The organism is Sphingomonas sp. LY54 (assembly GCF_035594035.1).
Classification (GTDB): domain Bacteria; phylum Pseudomonadota; class Alphaproteobacteria; order Sphingomonadales; family Sphingomonadaceae; genus Allosphingosinicella.
Map to the genome: position 1 here is coordinate 1,301,684 of NZ_CP141588.1, position 17,642 is coordinate 1,319,325.

18 protein-coding genes are annotated in these 17,642 nt (G+C 66.5%); 7 read left to right on the plus strand and 11 right to left on the minus strand.

Annotated features, from left to right (window positions below):
* Nucleotides 1–12 precede the first annotated feature (12 nt).
* From SH591_RS06590 to SH591_RS06600, 3 genes are read right to left on the minus strand one after another with little or no spacing between them, the layout of a single operon-like run.
* Nucleotides 13–723: a thioredoxin domain-containing protein gene (locus SH591_RS06590; RefSeq protein WP_324751043.1), complete on the minus strand. Its 711-nt coding sequence runs from the start codon at nt 721–723 to the stop codon at nt 13–15.
* The gene (locus SH591_RS06595; RefSeq protein WP_324751044.1) at nt 723–1,472 is read right to left on the minus strand and encodes a DsbA family protein; all 750 of its coding nucleotides are present in this window, start codon (nt 1,470–1,472) and stop codon (nt 723–725) included. The genes SH591_RS06590 and SH591_RS06595 overlap by 1 nt, the downstream gene beginning before the upstream one ends.
* 1 nt (nt 1,473) lies before the next feature.
* Nucleotides 1,474–2,040: a DUF721 domain-containing protein gene (locus tag SH591_RS06600; protein WP_322832105.1), complete on the minus strand. Its 567-nt coding sequence runs from the start codon at nt 2,038–2,040 to the stop codon at nt 1,474–1,476.
* A 26-nt stretch (nt 2,041–2,066) separates the two neighbouring features.
* Here SH591_RS06600 and mutY point away from each other — a divergent pair, with 26 nt between their 5' ends.
* From mutY to SH591_RS06615, 3 genes are all read left to right on the plus strand, one after another.
* Nucleotides 2,067–3,101, plus strand: coding sequence for an A/G-specific adenine glycosylase (gene mutY, locus SH591_RS06605; protein ID WP_324751045.1), 1,035 nt, complete (start codon nt 2,067–2,069; stop codon nt 3,099–3,101).
* Nucleotides 3,098–3,970, plus strand: a complete 873-nt coding sequence (gene nudC, locus SH591_RS06610; RefSeq protein WP_324751046.1) for an NAD(+) diphosphatase — start codon at nt 3,098–3,100, stop codon at nt 3,968–3,970. Before mutY ends, nudC begins: the two co-directional genes overlap by 4 nt.
* 103 nt (nt 3,971–4,073) lie before the next feature.
* Nucleotides 4,074–4,775 carry a c-type cytochrome gene (locus SH591_RS06615; protein WP_324751047.1) on the plus strand — a complete coding sequence of 234 codons (702 nt, stop codon included), beginning with the start codon at nt 4,074–4,076 and terminating at the stop codon, nt 4,773–4,775.
* 57 nt (nt 4,776–4,832) lie between these two features.
* Here the strand turns inward: SH591_RS06615 and SH591_RS06620 are convergent, their stop codons facing one another.
* On the minus strand, nt 4,833–5,714 hold the full coding sequence (locus SH591_RS06620) for an LOG family protein (protein ID WP_322832109.1): 882 nt from the start codon (nt 5,712–5,714) through the stop codon (nt 4,833–4,835).
* A 24-nt stretch (nt 5,715–5,738) separates the two neighbouring features.
* Complete coding sequence (locus SH591_RS06625) at nt 5,739–6,383, minus strand: extensin family protein (RefSeq protein WP_324751048.1); 645 nt, start codon at nt 6,381–6,383, stop codon at nt 5,739–5,741.
* 211 nt (nt 6,384–6,594) lie between these two features.
* Here SH591_RS06625 and SH591_RS06630 point away from each other — a divergent pair, with 211 nt between their 5' ends.
* The 4 genes from SH591_RS06630 to SH591_RS06645 all read left to right on the plus strand — a co-directional run bounded on the left by SH591_RS06630 (nt 6,595) and on the right by SH591_RS06645 (nt 11,616).
* Complete coding sequence (locus SH591_RS06630) at nt 6,595–7,749, plus strand: phosphoserine transaminase (protein ID WP_324751049.1); 1,155 nt, start codon at nt 6,595–6,597, stop codon at nt 7,747–7,749.
* A 114-nt stretch (nt 7,750–7,863) separates the two neighbouring features.
* Nucleotides 7,864–9,441 (plus strand): phosphoglycerate dehydrogenase, encoded by a 1,578-nt coding sequence (gene serA, locus SH591_RS06635; RefSeq protein WP_324751050.1) that lies wholly within the window; start codon nt 7,864–7,866, stop codon nt 9,439–9,441.
* A gap of 111 nt (nt 9,442–9,552) precedes the next feature.
* Entirely contained in the window at nt 9,553–10,842 is a 1,290-nt protein-coding gene (locus SH591_RS06640; RefSeq protein ID WP_322832113.1) for an adenylosuccinate synthase, read from the plus strand.
* A 27-nt stretch (nt 10,843–10,869) separates the two neighbouring features.
* On the plus strand, nt 10,870–11,616 hold the full coding sequence (locus SH591_RS06645) for a class I SAM-dependent methyltransferase (protein ID WP_324751051.1): 747 nt from the start codon (nt 10,870–10,872) through the stop codon (nt 11,614–11,616).
* Here the strand turns inward: SH591_RS06645 and SH591_RS06650 are convergent.
* The 6 genes from SH591_RS06650 to SH591_RS06675 form a co-directional block, all read right to left on the minus strand.
* Nucleotides 11,613–11,888, minus strand: coding sequence for an acylphosphatase (locus tag SH591_RS06650; protein WP_324751052.1), 276 nt, complete (start codon nt 11,886–11,888; stop codon nt 11,613–11,615). The genes SH591_RS06645 and SH591_RS06650 overlap by 4 nt on opposite strands.
* Nucleotides 11,889–11,925: 37 nt before the next feature.
* Entirely contained in the window at nt 11,926–12,285 is a 360-nt protein-coding gene (locus SH591_RS06655) for a 5-carboxymethyl-2-hydroxymuconate Delta-isomerase (protein WP_324751053.1), read from the minus strand.
* 3 nt (nt 12,286–12,288) lie between these two features.
* On the minus strand, nt 12,289–13,092 hold the full coding sequence (gene fabI / locus SH591_RS06660; protein ID WP_324751054.1) for an enoyl-ACP reductase FabI: 804 nt from the start codon (nt 13,090–13,092) through the stop codon (nt 12,289–12,291).
* Nucleotides 13,089–14,048, minus strand: coding sequence for a YihY/virulence factor BrkB family protein (locus SH591_RS06665; RefSeq protein ID WP_322832118.1), 960 nt, complete (start codon nt 14,046–14,048; stop codon nt 13,089–13,091). Before SH591_RS06665 ends, fabI begins: the two co-directional genes overlap by 4 nt.
* A gap of 6 nt (nt 14,049–14,054) precedes the next feature.
* A complete protein-coding gene (locus tag SH591_RS06670; protein ID WP_322832119.1) occupies nt 14,055–15,002 on the minus strand; it encodes a DnaJ C-terminal domain-containing protein in 948 nt (315 codons plus the stop codon).
* A gap of 69 nt (nt 15,003–15,071) precedes the next feature.
* Nucleotides 15,072–17,630: a DUF3857 domain-containing transglutaminase family protein gene (locus SH591_RS06675; protein WP_324751055.1), complete on the minus strand. Its 2,559-nt coding sequence runs from the start codon at nt 17,628–17,630 to the stop codon at nt 15,072–15,074.
* Between the last annotated feature and the right edge of the window lie 12 nt (nt 17,631–17,642).

Genomic DNA, 17,642 nt, shown 5'->3' on the forward strand with positions numbered 1-17,642 from the left:
CCGCGACGCATCTTAGCCTCCAGGCGATCCGAGCAAGGGTTCGAGCGCCGTCCAGTCATGGGCGTGCTCGGCGGTCTTGCCGTTGATGACGAAGGTCGGCGTGCCCTGGAGCTTGTGCTTCTCTACCGCGACCTTGCGCATCGCGACGAGCTGGTCGAGGCCGGCCTTGTCGGACAGGCATTGCTTGGCGCGCGCGGGCGTAATGCCCGCCTTGGCCGCCATCGCGTCCAGGCCGCCGATCGAAGCGAGCTGGGCGAATTGCTGCTCGGGCGGGAGGGCGTCGAGCGCCTTGGCCTGAGCCTCGGTCATCCCCTGGAAGCGCCCGACCCACGCTTTCTGGCCGGAGAAATAGCTGTCGGTCAGAGCGAAGAAATTGGCCGGCCCCGCGCAGCGGCTGAGCAGGGCGGCAGTCACGTCATACGGATCGCGCACGAAATTGCGGAATTCGAAGCTGACGCGACCGCTCTTCACATATTTGGAGAGCAATTGCGGGACGCCGACCTCGGCGAAGCGCGCGCAATGATCGCAGGTGAGCGAGCCATATTCGACGAGCTTGGTCGGCGCGGCCGGATTGCCGACGCGGAAGCCGCCCTCCGGCGTCGCCACCACGACGCGAGTCCAGTCCCTGGCGGCCGGCGCCTTGCTCGCCGGCGCCGCAATGGCCGGCAATCCCGCCGGGACGAGCGCGGCCGCTGCGAGGCCGAGGAGGAAGGCGCGCTTCATCAGTCGAGCGCCTCGCGGATCTTCGGCTCGAGCGTCGCCCAGTCTGCCGTGTTCTGGACCAGCTCGCCGTTGATCAGGAAGGCCGGCGTGCCGGGAATCTGGTAGGTCGAGGTCGCCTTCTGGTTCATGTCGACCAGCTTCTGCAGCGCTGCCTGGTCGGCAAGGCAGGCCTGCGCCTTCTCGGTCGGGATGCCGCGGAGGCGGACGAAATCGACCAGCCCGGCCTGCTCCGCCATCGCGCCGACGGCCTGCGCGGGGGTCGCCGACTGAAGCTGCTGCTGCTGCGCCGGCGTCATCTGCTGGAGCTTGCCGATCCACTCCTGCTGGGCCGCGAAGATCTGGTCCGTCAGCTTGAAGAAGGGGGTGGCGCCGCCGCAGCGTGCGAGCAGGGAGGCGGCAAGATCCGCCGGATCGCGGACGAAGTTGCGCAGCTCCAGGCTGACCTGGCCGGTCTTGATATATTTGTCGGTGAGCGCGGGAATGCCCTGTTCGGCGAAGGTCGCGCAGTGGCCGCAGGTCATCGACGCGAACTCGACGACCTTCACCGGTGCGTCCGGATTGCCCATCAGGAAGCCGCCGTCCGGCGTCTCGCTGACGACCTGGGCCCAGTCGCCGCCGTTCGGCGCCGGGATCGCCGCGATCGGCTCGTTGCCGGCGGCCGCCGTGGCATTGCCGTCGCTCGCGCCGTCGCCGCAGCCGGCCAGGAGCAAAGCCAGCGTCATCGTGCCGGCGGTCATCAAAGCCTTCATTCTACCCTCTCAATTTGCCGACGACCGGAATCGCCATCATGGTGCCTGCTAGCGGCGCGGCCTCCTTGGCCGCAACCCCGCGCGCAACCGATTCGAGCACGGCGCGCAGTTCCGGATCGGCGATCGCCCTCAGGCTGTCGCCAAGCTCGGCCGGAATCGGCCGCAGCGACGGCGGCGCGACGCGCGGCTTGGCCTTGGCCGCCTTGACCGCGCCCTGCTTGAACGCGACGCGGCTCACCGCCGGATAGCCGAAAAAGCGGTTCACCCGCTCTATGATCACCGGGGCGACATGCTGCATCATCGGCCCGTGCGCGCCCTCGATCAGGAGGTTGAGCACGCCTTCGGACTTGCGCCCGGCCGGGAACTTGATCGATTCGGGCGAGGAAATGCCGGCATAGCGCTCGCCGACGATCTCCGGCCAGCGGCTCACCACCGACGACTGGACGAAGCCGAAACGGCGGAAAGCCGCGCGCCCGACGTCCGGAACCATGTCGGAAACGGCACGGGCGCGCATTGCGCGCCGCGGCTCGTCCGCTTTCTTTTTGATCGTCCCGCCCGGTTTCTTCATCCCGGCCAGCATGGCATAGGCGGGCCGTGCCCGTCGATGCCCCGAATCTCCTTTTGCGCTGGTATGACTCGAACGCGAGGTCGCTTCCGTGGCGCGTCCGCAGCGGCCGGCCCGACCCCTATCGGGTGTGGCTGTCCGAGGTGATGCTGCAGCAGACGACGGTCGCCGCGGTCAAAGGCTATTACGAGACCTTCACGACGCGCTGGCCAAATGTGGCCGCGCTCGCCGCCGCCGATGAGGGCGACGTGATGGCCGCCTGGGCGGGGCTGGGTTATTATGCCCGGGCGCGCAACCTGATCGCCTGCGCCCGCCGCGTGGTGGCCGACCATAAGTGCCATTTTCCGGACAGCGAGGCGGCTTTGCTGACGCTTCCCGGCGTCGGCCGCTATACCGCCGCGGCGGTGGCCGCGATCGCCTTCGATCGGCGCGCCGTGGTGGTCGACGCCAATGTCGAGCGGGTCGTGTCGCGGCTGTTCGCCGTGCAGCAAGCGTTGCCCGCGGCGCGGCCGGCGCTGAACGCCCTCGCCGATTCGATCACCCCGGCGGCGCGCTGCGGCGACTTCGCGCAGGCGATGATGGACCTCGGCGCCACCATCTGCACGCCGCGCAAGCCCGCATGCACCGCCTGCCCCTTGTTCGACGGCTGCGCCGCCCGGCGCGAAGGCCGACCCGAAACCTATCCGATCAAGGCCGCCAAGCGGCCGCGCCCCAGCAAGCGCGGCAATGCCTATTGGCTGCAGCACGACGGCCACGTGCTGCTGGTACGCCGCCCGGGCGAGGGAATGCTCGGGGGGATGCTCGGCCTGCCGACCGGAGCCTGGGACGCGGAAACACTGCCCGGCGACGGCGCGCCGGCCAGCGCCCAATGGGACGAGGCGGGCGCGGTCGATCATGTCTTCACCCATTTCGCATTGAACCTGACGCTCTATTGCGCGGCGGCCGAGCGGCGCGAGCCGGCCGAAGGGACCTGGTGGCCGATCGCGCGCATCCATGAGGCCGGGCTGCCGACCCTGTTCGCCAAGCTGGCGGCGCGAGGGGCGGCGTGGCAAGGGGCGGCATGAGCTCTCCCCACCAGCCGGGCTTCACCGGCTCCGCGATCGACCGCGCCGACCATCTCCGCCTCGACACCGCCCGCATGGAGGCCCTGGCCGACGACCCGCGGGCGCGCCTGATGCTTCTCTCGATTCTCGATCCCGTGCTCGACGAGGAAGGCCGGCTCACCTGGTCCACGCTCGCCGAATATGGCGAGGGCGCCGACCTTATCTTCCTCGGCCTCGAAGATGGCGAGCCCCGCTTCGCGCCGCTGGTGCGCGCGGACGGCGTCTCGCGCTGGTCGGTCTATCCTTTGCTCGATCGGATGGCGGCCGGCGACGCGGCCTTGTGGGGCGCCGCGCGCAGCCTCAACGAGTGGCACAACCGCAACCGCTTCTGCAGCGCCTGCGGGGCTGGCACCGATCTGTTCCGCGCCGGCTGGGGCCGCAAATGCTCCGGCTGCACGGCCGAACATTATCCGCGCGTCGATCCGGTCGTGATCATGCTCGCCGAACATGAGGGCCGCGTGCTTCTGGGCCGCCAGCCGCAATATCCGCCGGGCCGCTATTCGGCGCTGGCCGGCTTTGTCGAGCCCGGCGAATCGATCGAGGAAGCGGTCGGCCGCGAGATCGCCGAAGAGGCCGGCGTGCGTGTGGGCGACGTTCGTTACGTTACAAGCCAACCCTGGCCGTTTCCCGGATCGTTGATGATCGCCTGCGTCGCCGCGGCGCAGGATGACGCGATCGCGCTCGATACCAACGAGCTCGAGGATGCGCGCTGGTTCGACCGGCCAGCGGTCGAAGCCGCCCTGCGCGGCGATGCCGACGCGCCGTTCAAGGCACCGCCGCGCTTCGCCATCGCCCATACTCTGCTGCGACGGTGGCTCGACGGCATTTGACCCGTCTTGCCCCAATGCATTTGCCCTTCTAAAGGGAGCGCCAAATCAGTTCTTACGCGCACGCAATTCACGCGGTCGCGCGGCTCAGGAGGTTTCAAGCGGCATGGACGATCGGTTCAACACCATTGCTGGCTGGGTGCTCGGCGCAGGCATTGTCGCGCTCGGCGCTTCGCTGGCGACCGGCGAGGTCTTCAAGTCACATCGCCCGCACGAAATGGGCTACCCGATCGAGGGCGTCGAGGTCGAAGGCGAAGGTGAAGGCGCTGCCGAAGCCCCGATCGCGACTTTCCTCGCCGCGGCCGATCCGGCCAAGGGCGCCGACGTGTTCAAGAAGTGCGCGGCCTGCCACACCGTCGATCAGGGCGGCGCCAACGGTCTCGGCCCGAACCTGTGGGCAACGATGGGCAAGCCCGTCGCTCACGTCGCGGGCTACGCTTATTCGGACGCGCTCAAGTCGCACGGCGGCACCTGGGACTGGGAAGCCATGAACCAGTGGCTGATCTCGCCGAAGAAGTTCGCTCCCGGCACCAAGATGACCTTCGCCGGCCTCTCCAAGCCGGAAGAGCGCGCCAATCTGATGGCCTATCTCAACGCGCAGGGCAGCAACCTGCCGCTTCCGGCTGCTCCGGCCGCTCCGGTCGAGGGCCAGGACGCCACCGCCGAGGCCGCCGACGCAAACGCCACCAAGGCCGAGGACGAGCCGGTCCTCACCGAGGGCCAGGCCGCGATCCAGCCCAAGGGCACCGTTGGTGGCGAAGGCGCTCCGGCAGTGACCGGCCGCGACGAGCAGACCAAGACCAAATAAGGCGCATCGGGGATGGCGGGCCGCAAGGCCGCCACCCCCGAAGCCTCTGTCGCCGCGCTATTTCGCGCAGGCCAGCACTTCGGCGTCGTGGGCGTAGAAGTCGCAGATATAGTCCCACGCTTCCTCGGCCGTCTCGACGAACTTGAATAGATCGAGGTCGGCCGGCGCGATCACGCCCTCCTCGACCAGGGCGTCGAAACTGATCACGCGCTTCCAGAAATCCTCGCCGAACAGCAGGATCGGGATCGGCGAGATCTTCTTGGTCTGGATCAAGGTCAGCAATTCGAAACATTCGTCGAACGTGCCGAACCCGCCCGGGAACACGGCCACCGCCCGCGCGCGGATCAGGAAGTGCATCTTGCGCAGCGAGAAATAGTGGAACTGGAAGCTGAGCGACGGGGTCACATAGGGATTGGGCAGCTGCTCGAACGGCAGCACGATGTTGAGGCCGATCGATTCCTTGCCCTCGTCGCAGGCGCCGCGATTGGCCGCTTCCATGATCGATGGACCGCCGCCCGAGCAGACCACGAACTGCTTCTTGCCGTCCACTTCGGCGACCCGGCTGGCGATGCGGGCGAGGCGGCGCGCCTCCTCATAATATTTGGACTTGGCCTTGAGCCGCTCGGCGATCAGGCGCTGCTCGTCGGTCGCCGCGCCCGCGATCAGGGCGTCGGCTTTTTCCGGCTCCGGAATGCGCGCCGACCCGTACATGACCAAAGTCGATTCGATATTGGCCTCGTTGAGCATCAGCTCGGGCTTCAGCAACTCGAGCTGGAAGCGCACCGCCCGCAGGTCCGGCCGGAGCAGGAAGTCCATGTCCTGGAAGGCAAGGCGGTAGGCGGGATCCTCGGTCTGCGGGCTGGAGGTCGGCTGGTTGGCGACTTCGGCTTCTTCGCGGGCGGGGTGGAATACGCTCTTCGGCGGAACAGGATCGGTCATGTCCCTGCCCTTAGCGGCTGACGGCTAACGACAATAGGGGCCGCGGCCCATGTCGAAGTGAAAATGGTTTCGGTGCAGCGCATTCGCCTCGGGCCCGAGCGTGATTCCAAAGCGCCGGCAGCCGGACTGGTGGACCGCGCGCAGGAAGCCGCGCACCTTCTCGTCCGACCCGTTCCAGCCGTCGAGCACAGTGATGCGCCGGCCGTCGGCGAGGGTGAAGGCGGAGATGTCGACCGCATTGGCACGGCCATGCTCGCTCAGCTTGCCGCCGGCCATGCCGTTGACCGGACGGCAGGCATAGGTGCCCATCGATTCGACCTTGGCGACCTGGACGCCGAGCCATTGCTGCGCCGCCGGCTGCACCGCTTCGCGCGACCAGCGCGCGAAGGTGCGGGCGAGCGGGCAGGTCATCGCGCCGAGATTGGTCACGGGCGTCCCGATCTCGAGCAACTGGACAGAGCCGAGCGCGGTGCAGCCGCCGCCGAAAGTGCGATCAGGCAAGGCTCGGAATTTCACGCCATCGCGCGATAGATCGGCAAGGCACTGGCGGATCACCGGGTCAGCGGCGACCGCGGTGGGCGGCGCGGGCTGCTGCGGCGCCGGGCGCTCCGGTTTGGGGACGCAGCCGGCCAGCAGCAAAGTCGCCAGAATGATCCCCCTACCCCACATGCGCCGAAAAATGCCGGACGCAGCGCCGACCGGCAAGATTCGGCAAACCCTCAACGAGTCAAAGCGTTGCGCGAACGAGTCAGGGCGTTTGCGCGGCGCCGGGCCGACACGGGATCCCGAACATTGTTGACAGGAACGAGCGCGGCTCTAAGGCCGTCGGCGGGCCACGCCGTCCCAACGCGGCGCGTGCTCTCTGCAAGGAGAGAATACAGTGACGAACGTAAAGCCGGGTGCGCGGCCAGCGCGCCCTTATTTTTCTTCCGGTCCCTGCGCCAAGCCGCCGGGCTGGGCCGCCGAACATCTCGCCACCGGATCGCTGGGACGCTCGCACCGTTCCAAGCTCGGCAAGGCGCGTCTCGAACATGCGCTCGAGCTCACCCGCAAAATCCTCCGCGTCCCCGCGACGCACCGCATCGGCATCGTCCCCGGCTCCGACACCGGCGCCGTCGAGATGGCCCTGTGGTCGATGCTGGGCGCCCGCCCGGTAACGATGCTCGCCTGGGAAAGCTTCGGTGAAGGTTGGGTCACCGATGTCGTCAAACAGCTCAAGCTCGACGCGACCGTCGTCAAGGCGCCCTATGGCGAGATTCCGGACCTCGGCGCTGTCGACCAGAGCCATGACGTCGTCTTCACCTGGAACGGCACGACCTCCGGCGCGCGGGTGCCGGACGGTGACTGGATCCGCGCCGACCGCGAAGGGCTGACCTTCGCCGACGCGACCTCCGCCGTGTTCGCCCAGGACCTCCCCTGGGACAAGATCGACGTCGCCACCTACAGCTGGCAGAAGGTGCTTGGCGGCGAAGGCGGCCACGGCGTCCTCATCCTCGGCCCGCGCGCGGTCGAGCGGCTGGAGAGCTACACGCCCGCCTGGCCGCTGCCGAAGATCTTCCGCATGACCAAAGGCGGCAAGCTGATCGAGGGCATCTTCAAGGGCGAGACGATCAACACGCCGTCGATGCTCGCGGTCGAGGATTATATCTACGCGCTCGAATGGGCGCAGGGCCTCGGCGGGCTTTCCGCCCTGATCGCACGCGCCGACGCCAACGCCGCCGCGCTCGACGCGTGGGTGCAGCAGACCCCCTGGGTCGATCATCTCGTCGCCGATCCCGCGATCCGATCGAACACCAGCGTCTGCCTGAAGTTTGCGGGCGATGCGGTGAAGGGCCTCGACACCGACGGCCAGCTCGCCTTGGTCAAGAAAATGGCCTCGTTGCTGGAAGCGGAAGGCGCCGCCTACGACGTTGCCGGCTATCGCGACGCGCCGCCGGGAATCCGCATCTGGTGCGGCGCCACCGTCGAAAGCGACGACATCGAGGCGCTCGGCCCCTGGCTCCACTGGGCCTTCCACGAAGCGCGTAGCGCCTGACCCTTTTCGGCGTCATCCCCGCGAAAGCGGGGATCCCGCTTCAACCCTGATATCGCTCCGGCGAAGCGGGATTCCCGCTTTCGCGGGAATGACGGAAACAAGGAAAACCGTCCCATGCCGAAAGTTCTGATCTCGGATCAAATGGATCCCAATGCCGCCGAAATCTTCCGTGCCAACGGCATCGAGGTCGACGAGAAGCCCGGCCTTACCAAGGAGGAATTGAAGGCGATCATCGGCCAGTATGACGGTCTTGCCATTCGCTCGGCGACCAAGGTCACCGCCGACCTGCTCGAGGCCGCCGCCAATCTGAAGGTCGTCGGCCGCGCCGGCATCGGCGTCGACAATGTCGACATCCCCGCCGCCTCGGCCAAGGGCGTGGTCGTGATGAACACTCCGTTCGGCAACTCCATCACCACCGCCGAGCACGCCATCGCGCTGATGTTCGCGCTCGCCCGCGAGCTGCCCGCCGCCGACGCCTCGACCCAGGCCGGTAAGTGGGAGAAGAACCGATTCATGGGCGTCGAGCTCACCAGCAAGACGCTCGGTCTGATCGGCGCCGGCAATATCGGCTCGATCGTCGCCGAGCGCGCGCTCGGGCTGCGCATGAAGGTCGTCGCCTACGATCCGTTCCTGACCGCCGAGCGCGCGGTCGATCTCGGCATCGAAAAGGTCGAACTTATCGAACTTCTCGCCCGCGCCGACTTCATCACCTTGCACACGCCGCTCACCGAGCAGACCCGCAACATCCTTTCGGCGGAGAATCTCGCCAAGACGAAGAAGGGCGTGCGGATCATCAACTGCGCCCGCGGCGGGCTGATCGACGAGGCCGCGCTGAAGGCCGGCCTCGACAGCGGCCATATCGCCGGCGCCGCGCTCGACGTGTTCGTCGAGGAGCCGGCCAAGGCCTCGCCTTTGTTCGGCACGCCCGGCTTCATCTCGACGCCACATCTCGGCGCGTCGACGACCGAGGCCCAGGTCAACGTCGCCATCCAGGTCGCCGAGCAGATGTCGGACTTCCTGATCCGCGGCGGCGTCACCAACGCGCTCAACATGCCGTCGCTCTCGGCCGAGGAAGCGCCCAAGCTGCGCCCCTATATGGCGCTGGCGGAAAAGCTCGGCAGCCTCGTCGGCCAGCTCGCCCATGGCGCGCTTTCCGGCATATCGATCGAGGTCGAAGGCGCCGCGGCCGAACTCAACCCGAAGCCGATCACCGGCGCGGTGCTGGCCGGCTTCATGCGCGTCCATTCGGACACGGTGAACATGGTCAACGCGCCGTTCCTGGCGAAGGAACGCGGCCTCGACGTCCGCGAGATCCGCCACGACCGCGAGGGCGACTATCATACGCTCGTGCGCGTCACCGTCGCCACCGCGGCCGGCGACCGCTCGGTTGCGGGCACCCTGTTCGGCAACGCCGCGCCGCGCCTCGTCGACATGTTCGGGATCAAGGTCGAGGCCGAGCTCGAGGGCGAGATGATCTACATCGTCAACGACGACACGCCCGGCTTCATCGGTCGTCTCGGCTCCACGCTCGGCGAGGCCGGCGTCAATATCGGCACCTTCCAACTCGGCCGCCGCGCCGCCGGCGGCGAAGCGGTGCTCCTGCTCTCGGTCGACGACCACGTCCCCGAGCCGGTGCTGCAGCGCGTTCAGGGGCTGCCCGGCGTTCGCGTCGTCAAGCCGCTCCGCTTCTGAGGCACCCTGCCCTCCATTGCCTTGCCAAGAGGCGATGGGGGGCACGCCATGCTGGACGCGACACGGGACTCGTCCTAGAGCCGGCCCGTCATTTTTCTGAGGGTAAGTGCTTTGGCGAACGTAACCGTGATCGGCGGTCAGTGGGGTGATGAGGGCAAGGGCAAGATCGTCGACTGGCTGGCCAGCCGCGCCGATGTGGTCGCGCGCTTCCAGGGCGGCCACAACGCCGGCCACACGCTCGTCGTCGGCGACGAGACCTACAAGCTCTCGCTGCTGCCCTCGGGCATCGTCCGCGGTACGCTTTCCGTCATCGGCAACGGCGTCGTGCTCGATCCCTGGGCATTCAAGGCCGAGGTCGAGAAGCTCATCGCGCAGGGCGTCTCGATCACGCGCGACAATCTGCAGATCGCCGAGACCTGCCCGCTGATTCTTCCGATCCACCGCGATCTCGACGCGATGCGCGAAGACGCCAGCGGCCAGGGCAAGATCGGCACCACCCGCCGCGGCATCGGCCCCGCCTATGAGGACAAGGTCGGCCGCCGCGCGATCCGCGTCTGCGACCTGCGCCATCTCGATGATCTCGGTCCCCAGCTCGACCGCGTCTGCGCACATCACGACGCGCTGCGCGCCGGCTTCAACGAGCAGCCGATCGATCGCGAGCGGCTGCTCGCCGACCTGCGCGAGATCGCCGACTTCGTCCTGCAGTTCGCCCACCCGGTCTGGCTGACGCTCAACAACGCCAAGGCCGACGGCAAGCGCATCCTGTTCGAGGGCGCGCAGGGCGTCCTGCTCGACGTCGACCACGGCACCTATCCGTTCGTCACCTCGTCCAACACGATCGCCGGATCGGCCGCCGGCGGCACCGGCCTCGGGCCGTCCGCCGCGGGCTTCGTGCTCGGCATCGTCAAGGCCTATACGACCCGGGTCGGCTCCGGCCCGTTCCCAACCGAACTCGAGGACGAGATCGGCCAGCGGCTCGGCGAGCGCGGCCACGAATTCGGCACCGTCACCGGCCGCAAGCGCCGCTGCGGCTGGTTCGACGCGGTGCTGGTCCGCCAGTCCTGCGCCGTTTCCGGCGTCACCGGCATCGCACTCACCAAGCTCGACGTGCTCGATGGTTTCGACGAGATCAAGATCTGCGTCGGCTACACGCTGCGCGGCGAGAAATACGACCATTTCCCCGCCCACGCCGCCGATCAGGCCGCGGTCGAGCCGATCTACGAGACGATCGAGGGCTGGTCGCAATCGACTGCCGGCGCGCGCAGCTGGGCGCAGCTTCCCGCTCAGGCGATCAAGTACATCCGCCGGATCGAGGAACTGATCCACTGTCCTGTCGCTTTGGTTTCGACCAGTCCGGAGCGCGAGGACACGATCCTGGTCCGCGATCCCTTCGCGGATTGAGGCGCGGCTATTGATAGAGGGCAGCTGATGACATCGCGTGAAACCACCGGCCTGCTGCCCCGTATCGGCGAGACGCCGATTGTCGGTTCCGGCGGACGGTCCATCGCCGATTGGGCCGCTTTGTTCGCCTTTGCGCCGATCACGTGGCCGTGGTTGCTGAAGAGCCTCGACGGAGGTTCGATCGAGGCCAAGCATGATCTGCTCGACCGCCTTGGCCTCCCCTATGATGCCCTGCCCAATCTCGGCAGCTGGAAGGCCGACACCGGGCTGCTGCGTCTCGTCGTGGAGCATATCCTCGAGCACCGGCCCAAGCTGGTCGTCGAATTCGGCACCGGCGCATCGACATTGATCATTGCCAAGGCGCTCGAGCAGTCCGGCGGCGGCAGCCTGATCAGCTTCGAGCAGCATGCCGATTTCGTCGAGGCGACGCGCAACTGGCTTGCCGATCACGGCCTCGAGGCGGATTTGCGCGCCGTGCCGCTGCGCCCCTCGCCCGACGGCTGGCCGGGCCTGTGGTACGACCATGGGCCGCTGCCGCACGGCATCGACCTGATGCTGGTCGACGGCCCGCCCTGGACCATCCATCCCTTCACGCGCGGCGCGGCGGCGACTTTGTTCGACCATATCGCGCCCGGCGGCACGATCCTGCTCGACGACGCCGCGCGTCCCGGCGAGCGGATGGTGGCGCGGCGCTGGAAAAAACAGCGGCCCGATTTCGACTTCCGGCTCTGGAAGGGCGGCACCAAAGGGACCCTGATCGGCACCCGGAGCTAGGCGGTCGGCCGCTGGCCGAAGCCGTCATGTGGCTCGACCGGCAGTTCCTCTATGGCGATATCATCGACGCGTGCGGCGGAAGGGCCTTGCCAGCAGCGCTCGATCAGCGCGTCCACGGCCTCGGCGGATCCAGTCGCGACGATTTCGACCTCTCCGGTGCGGCGATTGCGGACCCAGCCGCCGACTCCGAGCGCCCGCGCAATCTCCACTGTCCAGCCGCGATAGAAGACGCCCTGAACCCGTCCGGAGATGATGAGGCGGCGCGAGATCATTGCGGCTGAACGCTCGGCTCCGGCCCAGGTGCCGGCGCTAGAGCACGCGCTTATGATAATGGGCCCGGTCGAGTTCGCGCACCTCGACCGTGACCTGGAGCTGCAGATGGGGCGGCTTGTCGACCGCGGCCACAGCGGCGGCCAACACGGCCTCGCCCAGCCGCGTCTTCTGATCTTCCGTCCGGCCCGAGAGGATGCGCAGATCGACGTGGATCATGGCCTCGTTGGCGGAGCCGTCGGCGATGACGTGATCGTCCAGCGCGACCAGGCGCGTCTTGCAGCTTCCCAGATCGGCGCCGGCGATCTCGACGACGATGTCGTGCATGGCGCGGGCGAAGGCGCGCGCATCGAAGCCCTCGGCCAGGCCCGCGCTATATTCGACCTTGATCTGGGGCATGGCTCAGGTCGTCGCGATGTCCGGCGCGTCCTCGGCCTTCATCCCGACGACATTGTAGCCGGCATCGACATGGTGGATCTCGCCGGTGACGCCGGACGCCAGGTCGGAGAGCATGTAGAGCGCCGAGCCGCCGACATCCTCGATCGTGACGTTGCGACGCAGCGGGCTGTTATATTCGTTCCACTTCATGATGTAGCGGAAGTCGCCGATGCCGCTTGACGCCAGCGTCTTGATCGGGCCGGCCGAGATCGCGTTGACGCGGATATTCTCCGGGCCAAGATCCATGGCGAGATATTTGACGCTCGTCTCGAGCGCGGCCTTGGCGACGCCCATCACATTGTAATGCGGGATCACCTTCTCGGCGCCGTAATAGGACAAGGTGAGGATCGAGCCGCCATCGGGCATCATCGCCTTGGCGCGCTGGGCGACGGCGACGAAGCTGTAGACCGAGATGTTCATCGACAGCAGAAAATTGTCGAGGCTGGTATCGACGAACTTTCCGCGAAGCTCGTTCTTGTCGGAAAAGCCGATCGCGTGGACGACGAAGTCGATCGTGTCCCACTTGTTCTTCAGCTCGGCGAAGGCGCGGTCGAGCGCGTCCATGTCGGACACGTCGCAATCGAGCAGGAAGTCGGAGCCGAGCTGGGTCGCGAGCGGCTCGACGCGCTTCTTCAGCGCATCGCCCTGGTAGCTGAAGGCCAGCTCCGCGCCCTGGTCCGCCAAAGCCTTGGCGATCCCCCATGCCAAAGACCGGTCGTTGGCGAGGCCCATGATCAGACCCCGCTTGCCCTCCATCAACCCACTCATACGCTTTCCCTGTCGTAAAATGCTTCTTCGCCCTCCTTTAGGCTCTCTTCCGGCGTTTCGGCTAGTGCGGCGTTGAGCTCGGCGCCGATCACCACGCCCAGGCCGATGATGAAGAAGAAAATCAGCGCCACGATGACGCCGGCGAGGCTGCCATAAGTAAGGTCGTAGCCGCCGAGGCTGGTCAGCGCCATCGGCAGCAAAGAAGTGGTCGCCAGCCACCAGAGCGTGATGAAGGCCGGACCGGGCCATTTCCTGCACCCGCTCTGACGATAGCGCTTGGGCGTCAGCGAGTAGAAAAGCAGGTAGAGCGAGCCGAACAACATGACCGCGGGCGCCAGCCTAAAAAGGTTGAGGAACAGGGTGTTCGCGGTCGGCACGTAGCGCACGACGAACTCCTGTATGGTCGACAGGAAGACCGAAATGGCGAAGGCGAACAGGGCGATCACGACCGAGGCGACGATGATCCCCGCCGAGCTCAGCCGATATTCCCAAAACGGCCTCGAATAGGTCACGCCATAGGCTCGGCGGATGATGTCGCGGATCGTCTCGATGAAGCTGCCGGTCGTCCAGAGGCCGACCAAGGCGCCAAGCCACAACAGATTGCCGGACCGCGCCTGCAGCACGTCGGCGATGGGCTTGCGCAGAAGCTCGGCGACGTCGGGCGGCATCGTCTGGAGGAGACCCACCACCGCCTCCATCCCGCCCTCGCTCTGCCCGAACAGGCGCGCCACCGCCGCAGCGACGATCACGAACGGGAACAGGGTGAGCAAAGCGAGATAAGCGAGGTTGCCGGCGTGGATGAAGCCGTCATTGTAGACGCCGACCGCGACCCGCTTGATCACTTCGAACGGATACGCGCCCGGCCTCATCCGCTCCATGTGCTTCCCGACCCTTGCCCGAGCCTTGGCGAAACGCTTCCGCCGTTCTTCGGGAGATTCGGGAGAGATGTTGGTCACAGGGTGCTAGACGCCCAAGGCCGCCCGAGGGTTTCCCTTCCCCTTTTGCGGCCAGGTGCGGGCGAACTCTTCCAGCGCCGCATCGTCCTTGGGGATATCGATCATCAGGGTGACCAATTGGTCGCCGCGCTGGCCGTTCTTGCCGGTGAAGCCCTTGCCCTTGAGGCGCAGCGTCTTTCCCGAGGTCGTGCCCTTGGGAACGCTCAGCATGACCGGTCCGTCGACGGTCGGCACCTTGGCCTTGGCGCCGAGCACGGCCTCATCGAGCGTCACCGGCAGATCGAGACGGATGTCGTCGCCGTCGCGGCGGAAGAAGCGGTGCGGCTGGATCGAAATGGTGATGATCGCGTCGCCATTGCCGCCCTCGCCGGGCTGGCCCTGGCCGGCGAGGCGGATCTTTGTGCCTTCCTCGACGCCCTTGGGCAGCTTGATGTTGACGGTCTTGCCGCCGGACAGGGTCACGCGCTGGTCGGCGAGCGTCGCCGCGTCAGCGAAAGAGACGGGCAGCCGGTAGGACACGTCGGCCCCTTTCACTGCTGCGCGCCGGCCGTTGCCGAAGCCGCCGAACCCTCCGAAGCCGCCGCCGGGACCGCCGCGGCGAGCGCCGCCGCCGCCGAACAGGCCCTCGAAAATGTCGGAGATATCGACGGTCTCGCCCGCGAAATCGGGGCCGGCGCCGGCGCGGTAGCCGCCGCCGGGCTGGCCGCGGCCATAGCCGAACGGCGCCTTGGGATTGCCCTCGTCGTCGATCTCGCCGCGATCATATTGCGCGCGCTTATCCTTGTCGGTGAGGATGTCGTAGGCGTGCGTGACCTTGGCGAACCGCTCGGTCGCCTTGGGATTGTCCTTGTTGCGGTCCGGGTGCAGCTCCTTGGCAAGCTTGCGATAGGCCTTCTTGATCTCAGCCTCGTCCGCGCCCCGCGCCACCCCCAACGTCGAATATAGATCGGCCATGCCTGTGTCTGTCCCTGATGCCACGTACGACACAAGATAATTCGTCCGCGCTTGGTTGCGAGGCTCGCCCTAGCCGACGAACGGCAGGAGGATCGTGAATCCAGAGCCTGCAACCGCCGCAGCGACGGCGAGCCATGACCATTGGCCGTTGCGTACCGTATCGGGCGCGTTGCAGCGATTTACCGCGACGAGCGTCGGCAGAACGAAAATCGCCGCAAGGCACGCTAATGCGGTCGGAACGAACGAATCCGTATAGATCTGCTCGGCGACGCTCGTCCCGACGATCCACGTCAGATAGCCGGCTGCGGCGACCCCGCCCAGCCACTGCGGAAGAGGATTGGCGCACCGGGCATTCGCTGCGTTGAACAGCGGATAAAGCCAGATGATACCGAAGAAGGCGCGCCAGAAGGGCAGGATGCCTGGGCTCGAGTGCCGCCGCTCCCACCGCCAATTCCTCCAGAACCAATATACCGCGTAAAGACCCCAAGTTGTGATGCTCAGCGTCAGAAATTTGGCACGCGGCACCGGATAGAGAATTTCGCCGTCCCGCTCCGTATCTTTGTGCGCCCTGGCATGCGCAAATCCGAACGCGATCACTATCGCGCCGACGATGGACAACAGCAGGAGGGCTGCGCCGATCCCTTCTCCAAGTGCCGCGCCTTCCCCGATCGTGAGCTGCCAACTGACGTTGCTCTTCAGCGCGTCGGCGTCCTTGCGATAGGCGACGAAGTCATCCGCTGCGAGCAACGACCCCTTGGACACGAGCGAGAACAAAAGCGTGAGCGTGTCCCCTTCCCGCTTCTGGGCCAGCGAGAACGTAAACGCCTTGCCGTCTATCCGGGTCTCGTCCAGCGGAGAGACCGACATGCCCGGCGTGACGAGGACGATTTTGTGCGTCCTGTTGACCGGATGAGACAGGATCATCGGGTGTCTACGCCGGCCACCGTCCTGATAAGTGAACGTATCACTGAAGGCCGCTACGTAGATCGGGAAGGCTTTCAGCAAGGCACCATCGGCATAGGTAGAAGCCGGAAGAAAATAAGATTCGTGAACGATCAGGCGTCCCGCCTCGCGATCATCTTCTATGCGGAGGGGTTCTTGCGTCCGTAGGCCCGGATAATCGCTCGCGTAAAATTGCAGATACTCGGCTTCCTTTGTCGCCACGGCGCCGCCGGCTACGCTTGCGCGAATATTATCGGCCTCTCCGCCCCGATAGGTAGTCACGGCCTCGAGCCGAATCCCGTCCGGCCGTAGATTGTAGGTCTCAACCGCCTCGATTGTCGGGCCTGAAGGAAGCGTCTGCTGGATCCGCATAAGGTTTCGCTGGCCCGTGCGGATCGGCAACGCATAATCGTAGGCAAGCGGCGCTAGCGTATCGAGGGTGCCGCCCTGATGGGCAAGCGTAGGATCCAGCCAGTGATCCTTTCCGTTGACACGAGCGAGGACCACCACATGGTCGAAAGCACCGGGAGACGGGGCTTCACGCGGAAGAGCGGCGCCTTCATCCACGTCGGTGAGCGCCGGCCACGCCTCGATGCCCAGTCGACGGAGCAAGGTCACCAGCAGTTGCGCCTTGTCTTTGCAATCGCCCCACCCTTGGCGAACCACGTCCGCCGGCCGCCGCGGGCGATAGGAACCAGTTCCGATCGACATGCTCGTGTAGCGGATATTATCCTGCACCAGTCGCAGCGCCTTGATTGCCTTTACGGCGTCCGTCCCTCCTTGGCGTTCAATGCGCGCGGCCTCGTCGGCTAGGGCCGGGGGGAACTCGGACGTTCCGACGTAAAGCGGGAGCGCCCATTGCACGACCTCGCCCCAATCTGCCATCGTCGATACGGAAACCCGTTGCCACGGCCGATGCCACTGTGGCGTAGCCCGGTCCTGGCGTACCGGATCGGCATCAATTGCCGTCCATTCCCTGATATCCCGGCCGCCGACCCGCTGCAGCCGCGCGGCGGGGGCGCCGCGGTAGCGATAAGCGTCCAACCGCTGCCCAGCCGGAACGTCTACACGGTAGCGGGTTAGGCCGACAGGGACGCCCCAGGCGAGTTGGTGGCCTGCAAAATAATGGCCGGGCCAGAGGGGTGGCCGCGCAGCCCAGCTCCAGCCGACATCGATGACATCGCCGACACGGACATCAGGGAGACGGAAAACTGCAGTGTGGACGCCCGTCAGGATGCCCTTGCCCAGTTCGCTCTCCTGACGAATTACGTCGATATCGGTGCGGTTGATCACGTTTATCGGGCGGCCGTCCCGAACGATCGATACATGATGGAGCGTCAGGCCTTCGTATGAGGGATCGAAGCCGACCTCTATCTGAGCCGCTTTTTCGAGCCCCGAACGATCGACAATCTTGTACGCGCGCCTGCGATAGGTCGTCTCGAGCGGTCCATCGACCCGCACCAGCGTGTCGTAGAGCAAATCGTAGAACCCGCCCTCCACCTGGCGAAGCCTTGCCGGGACAGGCTCGGGTATGGCTATTGGTATGACGAAGGCGGGCGGCGGCCCTTTGCGCACCACAATCTGACCCGCCGCGCCGGCCTCGCTCGCCACAAGCAGCAGGATGCAAACTAGCGCGCACGCGAACAAGCGCCCGGCTAAGGCCGCGCCTCCCTGGAGCTTTGCCACTGACTGATCCCC

Excerpts from the sequence above, each read along its gene's own strand:
- SH591_RS06590 (WP_324751043.1), bottom strand. The coding sequence starts at position 723 with ATGAAGCGCGCCTTCCTCCTCGGCCTCGCAGCGGCCGCGCTCGTCCCG.
- SH591_RS06595 (WP_324751044.1), bottom strand. The coding sequence starts at position 1,472 with ATGAAGGCTTTGATGACCGCCGGCACGATGACGCTGGCTTTGCTCCTG.
- SH591_RS06600 (WP_322832105.1), bottom strand. The coding sequence starts at position 2,040 with ATGAAGAAACCGGGCGGGACGATCAAAAAGAAAGCGGACGAGCCGCGG.
- nudC (WP_324751046.1), top strand. The coding sequence starts at position 3,098 with ATGAGCTCTCCCCACCAGCCGGGCTTCACCGGCTCCGCGATCGACCGC.
- SH591_RS06615 (WP_324751047.1), top strand. The coding sequence starts at position 4,074 with ATGGACGATCGGTTCAACACCATTGCTGGCTGGGTGCTCGGCGCAGGC.
- SH591_RS06620 (WP_322832109.1), bottom strand. The coding sequence starts at position 5,714 with ATGACCGATCCTGTTCCGCCGAAGAGCGTATTCCACCCCGCCCGCGAA.
- SH591_RS06625 (WP_324751048.1), bottom strand. The coding sequence starts at position 6,383 with ATGTGGGGTAGGGGGATCATTCTGGCGACTTTGCTGCTGGCCGGCTGC.
- serA (WP_324751050.1), top strand. The coding sequence starts at position 7,864 with ATGCCGAAAGTTCTGATCTCGGATCAAATGGATCCCAATGCCGCCGAA.
- SH591_RS06645 (WP_324751051.1), top strand. The coding sequence starts at position 10,870 with ATGACATCGCGTGAAACCACCGGCCTGCTGCCCCGTATCGGCGAGACG.
- SH591_RS06650 (WP_324751052.1), bottom strand. The coding sequence starts at position 11,888 with ATGATCTCGCGCCGCCTCATCATCTCCGGACGGGTTCAGGGCGTCTTC.
- SH591_RS06655 (WP_324751053.1), bottom strand. The coding sequence starts at position 12,285 with ATGCCCCAGATCAAGGTCGAATATAGCGCGGGCCTGGCCGAGGGCTTC.
- fabI (WP_324751054.1), bottom strand. The coding sequence starts at position 13,092 with ATGAGTGGGTTGATGGAGGGCAAGCGGGGTCTGATCATGGGCCTCGCC.
- SH591_RS06670 (WP_322832119.1), bottom strand. The coding sequence starts at position 15,002 with ATGGCCGATCTATATTCGACGTTGGGGGTGGCGCGGGGCGCGGACGAG.